General features: G+C 70.6%; 10 protein-coding genes. 4 read left to right on the forward strand and 6 right to left on the reverse strand.

The features are described 5' to 3' along the window. The first annotated feature begins 48 nt into the window (after positions 1 to 48). Positions 49 to 1,047 (forward strand): diacylglycerol/lipid kinase family protein, encoded by a 999-nt coding sequence (locus tag ABEA46_RS14765; protein ID WP_345545364.1) that lies wholly within the window; start codon positions 49 to 51, stop codon positions 1,045 to 1,047. Positions 1,048 to 1,112: 65 nt separating this feature from the next. Here ABEA46_RS14765 and ABEA46_RS14770 read toward each other — a convergent pair whose 3' ends face one another. The 5 genes from ABEA46_RS14770 to ABEA46_RS14790 form a co-directional block, all read right to left on the reverse strand. Next, positions 1,113 to 2,099, reverse strand: coding sequence for a carbohydrate ABC transporter permease (locus tag ABEA46_RS14770; protein WP_345545366.1), 987 nt, complete (start codon positions 2,097 to 2,099; stop codon positions 1,113 to 1,115). Then, complete coding sequence (locus ABEA46_RS14775) at positions 2,096 to 3,067, reverse strand: carbohydrate ABC transporter permease (protein ID WP_345545368.1); 972 nt, start codon at positions 3,065 to 3,067, stop codon at positions 2,096 to 2,098. Before ABEA46_RS14775 ends, ABEA46_RS14770 begins: the two co-directional genes overlap by 4 nt. Before the next feature lie 103 nt (positions 3,068 to 3,170). Then, the gene (locus ABEA46_RS14780; protein ID WP_345545371.1) at positions 3,171 to 4,541 is read right to left on the reverse strand and encodes an ABC transporter substrate-binding protein; all 1,371 of its coding nucleotides are present in this window, start codon (positions 4,539 to 4,541) and stop codon (positions 3,171 to 3,173) included. Positions 4,542 to 4,570: 29 nt separating this feature from the next. Continuing rightward, positions 4,571 to 6,328: a glycoside hydrolase family 13 protein gene (locus tag ABEA46_RS14785; protein ID WP_345545373.1), complete on the reverse strand. Its 1,758-nt coding sequence runs from the start codon at positions 6,326 to 6,328 to the stop codon at positions 4,571 to 4,573. A 272-nt stretch (positions 6,329 to 6,600) separates the two neighbouring features. Beyond that, the gene (locus tag ABEA46_RS14790) at positions 6,601 to 7,608 is read right to left on the reverse strand and encodes a LacI family DNA-binding transcriptional regulator (protein ID WP_191170139.1); all 1,008 of its coding nucleotides are present in this window, start codon (positions 7,606 to 7,608) and stop codon (positions 6,601 to 6,603) included. 114 nt (positions 7,609 to 7,722) lie between these two features. Here ABEA46_RS14790 and ABEA46_RS14795 point away from each other — a divergent pair, with 114 nt between their 5' ends. Next, on the forward strand, positions 7,723 to 9,078 hold the full coding sequence (locus ABEA46_RS14795) for a cryptochrome/photolyase family protein (protein ID WP_345545377.1): 1,356 nt from the start codon (positions 7,723 to 7,725) through the stop codon (positions 9,076 to 9,078). Positions 9,079 to 9,098: 20 nt separating this feature from the next. Here the strand turns inward: ABEA46_RS14795 and ABEA46_RS14800 are convergent, their stop codons facing one another. Beyond that, positions 9,099 to 10,085 (reverse strand): aldo/keto reductase, encoded by a 987-nt coding sequence (locus ABEA46_RS14800; protein ID WP_345545379.1) that lies wholly within the window; start codon positions 10,083 to 10,085, stop codon positions 9,099 to 9,101. Between the two features lie 116 nt (positions 10,086 to 10,201). Here ABEA46_RS14800 and ABEA46_RS14805 point away from each other — a divergent pair, with 116 nt between their 5' ends. Both ABEA46_RS14805 and ABEA46_RS14810 read left to right on the forward strand, forming a co-directional pair. Then, a complete protein-coding gene (locus tag ABEA46_RS14805; RefSeq protein WP_345545381.1) occupies positions 10,202 to 10,843 on the forward strand; it encodes an NADPH-dependent F420 reductase in 642 nt (213 codons plus the stop codon). An 85-nt stretch (positions 10,844 to 10,928) separates the two neighbouring features. Further along, positions 10,929 to 12,017, forward strand: a complete 1,089-nt coding sequence (locus ABEA46_RS14810) for an LLM class flavin-dependent oxidoreductase (RefSeq protein WP_425563191.1) — start codon at positions 10,929 to 10,931, stop codon at positions 12,015 to 12,017. The last annotated feature ends 2 nt before the right edge of the window (positions 12,018 to 12,019 follow it).

Below are 12,019 nucleotides of genomic sequence, written 5' to 3' on the forward strand. Positions count from 1 at the left end.
CATCCTGAACACCGCTCGCCGGGCGATCAGCGGCACTAGGGTGAACCCATGACCGAAGCAGCCGCCGCCGCGAGGCGCGCCGCGCTCGTCTACAACCCCATCAAGGTCGACGCGCAGACGCTCCGCGCCACCGTCACCCGGCACTCGGCCGAGGCCGGGTGGGCAGAGCCGGCGTTCTACGAGACGACGGTCGACGACCTCGGCGACGGCGTCGCACGCGAGGCTCTCGCCGCCGGCGCCGACGCGGTGCTGGTGGCCGGCGGCGACGGCACCGTCCGTGCGGTGTCGGAGGCGATGGCGGACTCCGGTGTGCCGCTCGCGATCGTGCCCAGCGGCACCGGCAACCTGCTGGCCCGCAACCTGCGGCTGCCGCTGACCGACCCCGCCGCGATGGTGCGGGCGGTGTTCGAGGGCGACACCCTCGCGATGGACATCGGCTGGTGCCGCATCACCCGCCCCGACGGCGACACCGCCGAGCACGCGTTCGTGGTGATGGGCGGCATCGGGCTCGATGCCGCGATGATCGCCAACACCCGCCCGCAGCTGAAGAAGGCCGTCGGCTGGGTGGCCTATGTGGACGGCGCCGCGCGCTCGCTGCCCGGCGCGAAGCCGTTCCGCGTCATGTACCAGCTCGCCGGGCGCCGCCTGCATTCGACGAGGGTGCAGAGCGTGCTGTTCGCCAACTGCGGGTCGCTGCCGGCCGGACTGGAGCTGATCCCCGAGGCCTCCGTCGCCGACGGCGACCTGGACGTCGTCATCTTCCAGCCCAAGGGTCTGTTCGGCTGGCTGTTCGTGTGGCGCCGCGTCGCCTGGGACAACAGCGTGCTGCGCCGCTTCCGCGCCGGCCGCGAGGTGCTGTCGCTGCGCACGAGAGACAACTCTGTCGTCTATTCACGCGGCCCCGGCATCGAGCTGGCCGCGCAGAAGTCCCGCCCGGTGCAGCTCGACGGCGACGAGTTCGGCGTCGCGACCGCCGTGCGCGTGCACGCGGCCGCGGGCGCCCTGCTGGTCGCGCTGCCCGCCGGCCACGACACCACCGGCCTGTGATTCAGGGATGCCGGGCGCCCCGGCATCCACGGGCCCAGTGACGGTCGCTGAGCCCGTCGACGTCGTCAGCCCTTCACCGCTCCGCCGAGACCGGCCGAGCGCAGGAACACCGACTGGAACACCAGGAACATCGCGATCGGGATGAGCGTGGCGATCGCCAGCGCCGCGAGGAACACGTCCAGCTCGGTCTGGCTCGCCACGGCCGGCAGCCGCACCGACAGCGGCTGCACGCGCGGGTCGGGCAGCACCAGCATCGGCCAGAGGTAGTCCTTCCAGGCGGCGATGATCGCGAACACCGAGACCACGCCGAGGATCGGCTTCGACATCGGCAGCACGATCGACCAGAACAGGCGGAACGGTCCCGCGCCGTCGGTCTTGGCGGCCTCGAACACCTCGCGCGGCAGGTTGTCGAAGAACCGCTTGACGAGCAGGATGTTGAACGCATTGGCGGCCATCGGCAGCCACACCGCGAGGTAGCTGTTGAGCATGCTCGCGTCGCGGCCGAGGAGCGGTGGCGACACGATGGTCAGGTACAGCGGCACCAGCAGCACGATGCCGGGGATGAACAGGGTCGCCAGCACCAGGGCGTTCAGCACGGGCGCGTACTTCGGACGCAGCACCGACAGCGCATACCCGCCGGTGGTCGCGACGAACAGTTGTACGAACCAGGCGCCGGCGGCGATCACGATCGTGTTGAAGAAGTACTGGTCGATGTGGATGTCGTTCCACGCCGTCGACAGGTTCGCCCAGTCGACGCCGTTGGGCCACAGGGCGAACGGCTGCTGGATGGTGTCCTGCGAGGGCGTCACCGCCGACTTCGCGAGCCACAGGATCGGGCCGAGACCGGCGATCACGAGCGTGACGAAGAGGAACACGTGGGTCACCGACATGCCGAACCGCGTGCCCGGGCGACGCCGCTCGGACGCCGAGACGATGGTGCGCTCGGCCAGGTCGTCGATGGAATCGCGCTTGCGGGCGCTACCCAGACCCCGCCGCGACAGGAAGCCGCGCATGCCCTCGCGGCGCTGGGCGTTCGTGATCGTCGTGGTCATGAGGTGCTCCAGCGGTTCGTGAGCTTGAAGTACAGCCAGGACAGGATCGCGAGCACGATCGCGAGCAGCACCGACACCGCGGTGGCCTCGCCGTAGTCGCCGCCCAGACTGTTGCGGAACGCCTTGTCGTAGATGTACAGCAGGATCGTCTTGGTCGCCCCGGCCGGCCCGCCGCCGGTGAACAGGAACGGCTCGAGGAACACCTGCGCGGTGGCGATCACCTGCAGGATCAGCATCACGAAGAGGATGCCGCGCAGCTGCGGCAGCGTCACGTGCCAGATCTTGCGCCAGATGCTCGCGCCGTCGACCTCGGCGGCGTCGTACAGCTCCGGCGGCACCGACAGCAGCGCCGCGAGGTAGATGATGATGGACCCGCCCGCGGCCGCCCACGTCGCCTCGAGCACGAGGGAGGGCATCGCCTGCACAGGCGACGAGATCCACAGCTGCGGCGGGATCCCGAACCAGCCGAGCACGGTGTTGAAGACGCCGTTGGGCGAGGAGTCGTAGAAGAACTTCCACAGCAGCACCGCCACGACGGGCGGGATGACCACCGGCAGGTAGGCCAGCGCCGAGTACAGGCCCTTGCCGCGGCGCACCTCGCTCATCAGCACCGCCATGAACAGCGGCAGCGGAAAGCCGAACAGCAGCGCCAGCACCGCGAAGTAGAGCGTGTTGATGACCGCGCGGCCGAGCTGCGGATCGCTCAGCACCGCGAGGTAGTTGTCGAAGCCGACCCACTCCGAGACGAGCAGGTTCGTCTTCTGCAGGCTCATGATCACCGACTGGACGATCGGCGACCACGAGAAGAAGAAGAACACGAACACCATCGGCAGCACGAACAGCAGGTTCGCGAGGCCTCCCCCGCGGTACCAGGTGAGCGGGGTGCGGCGGTGCGTGCGTCTCGCCGGCGGTGCGGGCGGCGGAGCGGCTGCCGCGGCGGCAGGTCGCTCCGGAAGGGTCGCGGTCATCGTTGGCCTTGCTGTGTCGGGTGCTGCGCGTGGGGGATCAGGACGAGGGTGGATGCCGCACCCCGGGGCTTCGAGAAGCGCCGGGGTGCGGCATCCGTCCGCCTTACTCGTCGAGCAGAGCCTGGGCGTCGGTCTGGGCCTGGGCGAGCAGCGCGTCGATGTCGGCGTTCTGGTCGGTCAGGACCGACTGGACGACGGTGTCGAGCAGAGCGTAGACCTCCTGCGTCGACTTCTTCGGCTCGCCCACCGGCGTCTGGTCCCAGATGTTCTCGGTGAACGGCGTCATCTGGTCGCGCGGCACGTTGATGTAGGGCTCGATCCAGGTGAGGGACTCCTCGTACAGCTCACGGCTGAGCACCGGCAGCACCGGCGTGCCGACGGCCTGGTCGGAGTCGGCGAGCGCCTTCGCGTCCTGCACGGCGGCGTCCTCGTCCATCAGCTTCTGCATGTAGTACCAGTCGATCCACTCGACGGCGGCCTCCTTGGTGGCGTCGTCGACGGTCGGGCTGATGACGGCGATGTCGCCGCCGCCGAGCGTGCCCGGGTCGTCGCCCTCGATCGGCACGACGCCGAGGCCGTACACGTCGGGGTTCAGGCCGAAGTCGCGCACCAGGGCGGTGTAGACGTCGGAGCCCGACGTGTACATGCCGATGTTCCCGGCAGCGAACTCCTGGTTGATCGTGCCCCAGTCCAGGTCGACCTTCGAGCCGAACGAGTCGTCCTCCCACTTCAGGTCGTGCAGGAACTGCAGCGTCGCCTTGGTGGCGTCGTTGTCGATCGTCGAGGTGGCGGTGCCGTCCTCGTTGTCGGTCTGCGTGCGGCCGCCGCGCGCGACGGTCTGCGCGGTCAGCTGCCAGCCGCCGGTGTTGTTGATCGCCATCTGCGCGTAGCCGGCCTTGCCGGTCGCGTCGTGGATCTTCTTGGCGTAATCACGCACCTCGTCCCACGTCGTCGGCGGCTGGTCGGGGTCCAGGCCCGCCTGCTCGAACAGGTCGCGGTTGTAGTGCAGGCCCATCGCGTAGGCCTGGCGCGGGAAGCCGTAGATCTTGCCGTCGTCGCCGGTGACGCCGTCGAGGATGATCGGGTTGAAGCTGTCCTCGTAGCCGAGGTCCTTCATCTCGGCGGTGACGTCCATGAGCTGGCCGTTCTCGAGCAGCGTCTTGGAGTCCGTGAACGGCACAGTGAACACATCGGGCAGGCTGCCGCCGGCCAGCTGCACGGCGAACGTCGGGCCCTCCCACTCGTACTCGACACCGATGATGTCGATGTTCGGGTGCTCCTTCTCGAACTGCTTCTCCTGGGTCGCGAACGCCTCGTAGGCGGCCGCGTCGGCACCGGGCGGGAACGTCGCGACGCGCAGCTCGACCTTTCCGCTGCTGTCGGAGTCGCCGCCGGCCGCCGAGCAGCCGACGAGCGCGCCGACGGTCGCCACGGTGGCGACACCGGCGAGCAGGACCCTTGCTGGTGACTTCATCGTCTTTCCTTTCTGTGAGGGCGTCCGCGTCAGCCTCTCGGCGCGGACATCCCCGGGGTGGTGTGGGTGGTGCGGGTGTGGGACTCGGGTCGCAGGCGCAGCCAGACGGCCGCGTCGCCGGGCAGGGCGCCCGCCTCGAGCGGCGAGCTCGAGAGGAGGACGGTCACGCCGGGGGGCAGCGTGACCGGGTCTTCGCCGGCGTTGACGATGCACGCGAAGTCGTCGCCGCGCCGGAAGGCGAGGATGTCGGCGCCGTGGCCGGGGCCGGTGCGCGCGGCGAGCCCGGGCGCGTCGTCCCACCACGTGAGCGGGCCGTCACCGAGCTCAGGCAGCTCCCGTCGCAGCCGCAGGGCGGCGCGGTAGAGGCTGAGCGTCGAGGCCGGATCAGCCTCCTGCGCGGCGACGGTGAGCGCGCTCCACCCTTCGGGCTGCGGCAGCCACGGCTCGGCGCCGTCGGCGCTGAACCCGAACGGGGCGCGGTCGCCGGCCCACGGCAGCGGCACGCGGCATCCATCCCTCCCAGGGTCCGTCCCGCCGGAGCGGAAGTGCATCGGGTCCTCGATGAGGTGCAGCGGCAGGTCCTCGACCTCGGGCAGGCCGAGCTCGTCGCCCTGGTAGATGTAGAGGCTGCCCGGCAGCGCCGCGACCAGCAGTGCGGCCGCCCGGGCGCGGTGCAGCCCGAGCTCGGGGTCGGTCGGCACGCCGAACCGCTTCTTGAGGAACGCGAACGCCGTGTCCTCCCGGCCGTAGCGGGTGACCGGCCGGGTGACGTCGTGGTTGCTGAGCACCCAGGTGCTCGGCGCGCCGACCGGCGCATGGGCCTGGAGCGTCGCCGAGATGGACTCCCGGAAGGATGCCGCACCCCAGGGCCGCGCCAGGAAGTCGAAGTTGAAGGCGGTGTGCATCTCGTCGGGGCGCAGGTAGTTCGTGAACCGCACGATGTCGGGCACCCAGATCTCGCCCACGAGCACCCGCGTGCCGGGGTACGAGTCGGCGATCGCGCGCCACGAGCGGTAGACGTCGTGCAGCTCGTCGCGGTCCTCGGTGGGGTGCTGGCCGGCACCCTGCTTCTCGCCCACCTCGGGCAGGTCGGCGTCCTTGATGAGGAGCGCGGCGGAGTCGATGCGCACGCCCGCGACGCCGCGGTCGAACCAGAACCTCAGGATGTCCTCGTGCTCACGGCGCACGTCGGGGTGGTTCCAGTTGAGGTCAGGCTGCTCGGGCGTGAACATGTGCAGGTACCACTCCCCCGGCGTGCCGTCGGGGTTCGTCGTGCGCGTCCACGTCTCGCCCTGGAAGCTCGACACCCAGTGCGTCGGGATCTCGGATCCGTCCTCGCCCTTGCCGGGGTGGAACCAGAAGCGCTCGCGCTCGGGGCTGCCGGGACCGGCTGCCAGGGCGGCCTGGAACCACGGGTGCTGCTCCGAGATGTGGTTCGGGACGACGTCGATGATGGTGCGGATGCCGAGGGCCAGCGCCTCCTGGATCAGCAGCTCGGCCTCTGCCAGCGTGCCGAACCGCGGGTCGATGTCGCGGTAATCCTGCACGTCGTAGCCGCCGTCGGCCAGCGGGCTCGGGTACCAGGGGTTGAACCAGATCGCGTCGACGCCGAGGTCCTTGAGGTACCCGAGGTGCTGCCGGACCCCGGCGAGATCGCCGGTGCCGTCGCCGTTCCCGTCCGCGAAGCTGCGCACGTAGACCTGGTAGATGACGGCCGACCGCCACCACAGCGGATCGTCGCCGGCGGGCACGACACGTGCGCCGTGCGTCAGGACCTCGGTGTCCACAGAACTCCTCGTCGTCGATGGAAAGTCTCGATGGAGTGAATGTACGGCGCGGGATCGGTTAACGCAACTCTTTGACATATCCATGCAAGATCACGATTGTGCAACGTGCGTCCCCTCCCGGATCCACGCCGGCGGCACGACAACCCCGGAGATCTCGCCCCGCTCGGATGCCGGGGCGCGAAACGTCCGAGCTCCGCGAGTTCTCCGAGCCGGGCGCGGGCGCGCGCAGGACGCGCGCAGCGCACGCAGCGCGGGGCGGGGGCGGGGCGGGATCAGCGGGCGGCGGGGCCCGTCGAGGCGCGCAGCACGAGCTCGGGCTCGAAGAGCAGCTCGTCGCCGGCCTCGGTGGTGCCGGCGATCTGCGACAGCAGCAGGTCGATCACGGTGCGCCCCATCGACTCGATCGGCTGGCGCACCGTCGTCAGCGGCGGCTCGGTGCAGCTCATCAGGAACGAGTCGTCGTACCCGACCACGCTGACGTCGTCGGGCACGCTCAGGCCCGCCCGGCGGGCGGCGCGCACGGCGCCGAGGGCGAGTGGGTCGCTCGCGCACACGACGGCTGTCGCGCCCGCGGCGAAGAGACGGGATGCCCCGGCCTGGCCCGATTCCAGCGAGTACAGGCCGCGCACCACGAGTCCTTCGTCCAGCGGCGAGCCCAGTCGCTCCAGCAGGCGGCGGGCCGCCGCGAGCTTGCGCTGCGAGGGGATGTGGTCCAGCGGCCCCAGCAGCATGCCGATGCGGCGGTGGCCCAGCTGGTGCAGGTGCTGGATGGCCTGCTCGGCAGCCGCGGCGTCGTCGGTCGACACCGTCGCGAAGTCGAGCGCGCTGATGCGGGCGTTCACGAGCACGGTCGGCAGGTTCACCTGGCGGATGCGCTCGTAGTGCTCGTGCGCGGCGTCGGCCTGGCTGTAGTTGCCGCCGAGGAAGATCACGCCCGACACCTGCTGCTGCAGCAGGAGGTCGACGTAGTCGGATTCGGTGATGCCGCCGGCGTTCTGCGTGCACAGCAGCGGCGTGTAGCCGTTCTGGGTGAGCCCGCCGCCGATGATCTCGGCGAGCGCGGGGAAGATCGGGTTCTGCAGTTCGGGCAGCACGAGTCCGACCAGCCGCGCGCGTTCGCCGCGCAGCTTGGTGGGCCGCTCGTAGCCGAGCACGTCGAGCGCGGTGAGCACGGCCTGGCGCGTGGCGTCCGAGACGCCGGGCTTGTCGTTGAGCACGCGGCTGACGGTGGCCTCGCTGACACCCACCTTGCGCGCCACTTCGGCGAGACGCTTCGACATGCGCTCAGTGTACGCAAGAAATTGCAGGATCGCGCAAGTGGCTGCAAGCGGCGTCGGCGAGCTCGCCGGCTGCCACGCAAGCCCCGCCCGGCACGCGGACGGCAGGATGGGGTCATGGTCCGACCGTCGATCGTGTGGTTCCGCGATGATCTGCGTCTCGCCGACAACCCCGCACTGCGCGCGGCGATCGATCGCGGCGAGCCGATCGTCGCGCTCTACGTCCTCGATGAGGAGTCGCCGGGAGTCCGCGCGCTCGGCGGCGCTGCGCGGTGGTGGCTGCACCATTCCCTCGCCTCGCTCGGCGATCGGCTGCGCGAGCGCGGGGCGACTCTCGTCCTGCGGCGTGGACCCGCCGAGCGGATCGTCCGGGAGCTGGCGGTGGATGCCTCCGCCGGCGCCGTCTTCTGGAACCGGCGCTACGGCGGCCCCGAGCGCGAGATCGACACCGCACTGAAGACGGGTCTGCGTGAGGAGGGCGTGGACGTCGCCTCGTTCACCGGCTCCCTGCTGTTCGAGCCGTGGACGGTGAAGACCGGCGCCGGAACCCACTTCTCGGTGTTCACGCCGTTCTGGCGCGCGTGCCTCGCCCTGCCTTCGCCGCGCGCACCTCTGCCGGAGCCGCGAAAGGTCGACGGGCTGCGCGGTGGTGTGGCATCCGCTTCCCTCGAGGACTGGGAGCTGCTCCCTCGGCACCCGGACTGGGCGGGCGGGCTGCGCGACACGTGGGAGCCCGGCGAGCCCGCCGCACGGCGGCGGCTGCGCGAATTCCTCGAGGACGACCTCGCCGCGTACGACCGGGCGCGCGACGAGCCTGCCGCGGGCGCGACGTCGCTGCTGTCACCCCGCCTGCGGTGGGGTGAGGTGAGCCCGTTCACCGTGTGGCACGAGACCGTCGAGGCCGGTCACGGCGGGCGCTTCCTGTCGGAGCTCGGATGGCGCGAATTCGCGTGGCACACGCTGTTCCACTTTCCGGAGCTCGCGACGAAGAACCTGCGGTCCGAGTTCGACACGTTCCCGTGGCCGCGGCTGAAGCGCGCGCACCTCGAGGCCTGGCAGCAAGGGCGCACCGGCGTCCCGCTCGTCGACGCCGGCATGAACGAGCTCTGGGCCACCGGCTACATGCACAACCGGGTGCGGATGGTGGCGGCATCCTTCCTCGTCAAGAACCTGCTGATCGACTGGCGACGCGGCGAGGAGTGGTTCTGGGACACCCTCGTCGACGCCGATGAGGCGAACAACCCGTTCAACTGGCAGTGGGTCGCAGGCTCCGGCGCGGACGCCGCACCGTACTTCCGGATCTTCAACCCGCAGCTGCAGGCGAAGAAGTTCGACGCCGACGGGCACTACGTGCGCGAGTGGGCTCCCGCGTCCCTGAGCGACGACGGGCCCGAGCCTCTCGTCGATCTCGGCGAGACCCGCGCGGCGGCGCTCGCGGCGTACGAGCACGTCAAGCGGGCCGCGCGCTCCTGAACGCGCGGCCCGCCCGGGCTTCACCAGGCGTAGGCCTCGGGAGCCTGGCCGCCGGGGCCGGGGAACAGCTCGTCGAGGGCGGTGAGGTCCTCGGCGCTCAGCCGGATGTCGAGCGCCGACACCGCCGACTCGAGCTGCGCCACGGTGCGCGGTCCGATGATCGGGCCGGTGACGCCGGGCTGGTGCAGCAGCCATGCCAGTCCCAGCGCCGACGGCGTCCATCCACGCTCCTGCGCGAACGCCTCGTACGCGGCGATCTGGTCACGGCGCTGCTCCCGCTGCGACGTGATGCGCTCGGATCCGGACCGGGCCGAGGCATCCGAGGATCCCCCGCTGAGCAGGCCGCCCGCCAGCGGCGACCACGGCAGGATCCCGAGACCGTAGTTCTGCGCCGCCGGGATCACCTCGAGCTCGATCGAGCGCTGCGTGAGGTTGTACAGCGACTGCTCGCTCACCAGGCCGAGGAAGTGGCGCTGCGCGGCGATCTCGTTGGCCTGCGCGATGTTCCACGCCGCGAAGTTCGAGCTGCCCGCATAGACGACCTCGCCCTTCGTGACGAGCACCTCCATCGACTGCCACAGCTCCTGCCACGAGATGTGCCGGTCGATGTGGTGGAACTGGTACAGGTCTATGCGGTCGGTCTGCAGGCGCCGCAGCGACCCGATCGCCTCACGGCGCACCTGCCAGGCCGAGGCGCCCCGGGCGTTGACGACATCGCCGTCGGGCGTCGGATCGACCATCGGCGAGTGGACCTTGGTGGCCAGCACGACGTCGTCGCGCACGCCCGGCCGGGCGGCGAACCAGCGGCCGATGATCTCTTCGGTGGCGCCGCGGCCGCCCGCGCCGCCGTAGCCGTTGGCGGTGTCGATGAAGTTGACGCCGAGCTCCAGCGCGCGGTCGAGGATGGCGAACGAGTCCTCCTCCGAGGTGCGGTCGCCGAAGTTCATCGTCCCGAGCACGATCCGCGAGACGGAGGTGCCGGTTCGTCCGAGGTGGGTGTAGTCCATGCGGACATCGTCACACGGGGTCGCACGGTGGCGGGCCGAATCGCGAAAACGTTTCCCGCCTGTCCTTCCGTCGCGGTGTCGGAATGGGATGCCGCGCCCCGTGGTTGCGCCACGTCATGACGACAATCGGAATCATCGGTGCAGGACACATCGGCAGCGCGCTCGCCCGCGCCTTCTCGGAACTCGGCTACGACGTGGTAATCGCGAACTCCCGCGGCCCCGAGACGCTGACGGACGTGGTCGCCGGGCTCGGCCCGAAGGTCACCGCGGCCTCCGCCGCCGATGCCGCCGCGGCCGCCGACATCGCGGTCGTGACGGTTCCGCTGAAGGCGCTGAAGGACGTTCCGGTCGAGCCGCTCGCGGGCAAGTTCGTGATCGACACCAACAACTACTACTTCGAGCGCGACGGCCACATCGAGGCGCTCGACCGCGGCGAGACCACGACGTCGCAGCTTGTGCAGGATCACCTGCCGACCTCGAAGGTCGTGAAGGGGTTCAACCAGATCCTCGCGTCCGACATCAACACGACCGGGCTCCCGGCGGGCACCGCCGACCGGCGCGCGCTCGGCACCGCGAGCGACCACGACGACGCGGTCGAGCTGATCACCGGCATCTACGACGCTCTCGGTTACGACACCGTCAGCGCCGGGCCGCTCAGCGAGTCGTGGCGCCTGGAGCGCGACCGCCCCGCCTACGTCACCCGTCAGAACGCGGACGAGCTGCGCGCCAACCTCGCGAGGGCGAACCGCCTGCTCTGACTCGGCGCCGGCGGCCGCCGTGCGCGCGGCCGCAGACGGATTCCGGCACGATCCGGAATGCGGATGCCGGGGCGGGAGGTTGCAGATGACGATGAGCACTGCAGCCCCCTCCCCGGCCACCCCCTCGACTCTCGCACTGTCGGTTCTCGACCTGGTTCCGGTTCGCACCGGGCAGACCAGCGCGCAGGCGGTCGCGGCATCCCTCTCGCTCGCCGACGCGGCGGATCGGCTGGGCTACCGCAGGTACTGGTTCGCCGAGCATCACAACATGCCCGCCGTGGCCTCGACCACGCCTCCCGTGCTGGCGGCGGCCGCCGCGGCCAGGACGTCGCGCATCCGGCTCGGGTCGGGCGGCGTGATGCTGCCGAACCACTCGCCGCTGGTCGTCGCCGAGCAGTTCGCGGCGCTGGAGGCGCTCGCCCCCGGACGCATCGACCTGGGCCTCGGCCGCGCTCCCGGATCGGACCCCGTCATCACCCAGCTCCTCCGCCAGAGCGGCACCACGAGCGACGTCGAGCGGTTCCCCGACCACGTGCGCGACATCATCTCGCTCGTCGCGCCCGACGGGGCGTCCCTGCGCTTCACCTCGGGCGGCACCTACGACGTGCACGCGACGCCCGCGGCGACGACGACACCCGAGGTCTGGCTGCTCGGTTCGAGTGACTACTCGGCGCAGCTGGCAGCCTCTCTGGGCCTTCCGTACGTCTTCGCCAACCACTTCTCAGGCGAGGGCCTGGAGCGCGCGCTCGACCTGTACCGGTCGTCGTTCGTGCCGTCCGAGACGCTCTCTGCGCCGCGCACCTTCCTCACCGCGAACGTGCTGGTCGCGCCCACACCTGAAGAGGCCGAGGCGCGCGCCCTCCCGAACCTGCGCATGACCGCTCGCCTGCGCACGAACAAGCCGCTGGTCGCGCTCGAGACGGTCGAGCACTCGCTCGCGAATGCGGCCGAGTTCGCCGGACTCGGCGACACGTTCATGGCGTCGGCGCGATCGAAGTGGTTCGTCGGGACGGCCGAGGCCGTGGCATCCGAGCTGCGCTCCTTCGCCGCGCAGCACGGCGTGGACGAGGTGATGATCTCGCCGATCGCCGGATCGTACGAGAACGAGCCGATGGATGCCGCTCCCGGTCGCCTGCAGACCCTCGAGCTGCTGGCGGAGGAGCTCATCGGCTGAGG

Source organism: Microbacterium jejuense, assembly GCF_039544225.1.
GTDB classification, from domain to species: Bacteria; Actinomycetota; Actinomycetes; order Actinomycetales; family Microbacteriaceae; genus Microbacterium; species Microbacterium jejuense.

What these genes read in the sequence shown, in the direction of transcription:
- ABEA46_RS14765 (WP_345545364.1), top strand. Translation starts at nt 49, where the DNA reads ATGACCGAAGCAGCCGCCGCCGCGAGGCGCGCCGCGCTCGTCTACAAC.
- ABEA46_RS14770 (WP_345545366.1), bottom strand. Translation starts at nt 2,099, where the DNA reads ATGACCACGACGATCACGAACGCCCAGCGCCGCGAGGGCATGCGCGGC.
- ABEA46_RS14775 (WP_345545368.1), bottom strand. Translation starts at nt 3,067, where the DNA reads ATGACCGCGACCCTTCCGGAGCGACCTGCCGCCGCGGCAGCCGCTCCG.
- ABEA46_RS14780 (WP_345545371.1), bottom strand. Translation starts at nt 4,541, where the DNA reads ATGAAGTCACCAGCAAGGGTCCTGCTCGCCGGTGTCGCCACCGTGGCG.
- ABEA46_RS14790 (WP_191170139.1), bottom strand. Translation starts at nt 7,608, where the DNA reads ATGTCGAAGCGTCTCGCCGAAGTGGCGCGCAAGGTGGGTGTCAGCGAG.
- ABEA46_RS14795 (WP_345545377.1), top strand. Translation starts at nt 7,723, where the DNA reads ATGGTCCGACCGTCGATCGTGTGGTTCCGCGATGATCTGCGTCTCGCC.
- ABEA46_RS14800 (WP_345545379.1), bottom strand. Translation starts at nt 10,085, where the DNA reads ATGGACTACACCCACCTCGGACGAACCGGCACCTCCGTCTCGCGGATC.
- ABEA46_RS14805 (WP_345545381.1), top strand. Translation starts at nt 10,202, where the DNA reads ATGACGACAATCGGAATCATCGGTGCAGGACACATCGGCAGCGCGCTC.
- ABEA46_RS14810 (WP_425563191.1), top strand. Translation starts at nt 10,929, where the DNA reads ATGACGATGAGCACTGCAGCCCCCTCCCCGGCCACCCCCTCGACTCTC.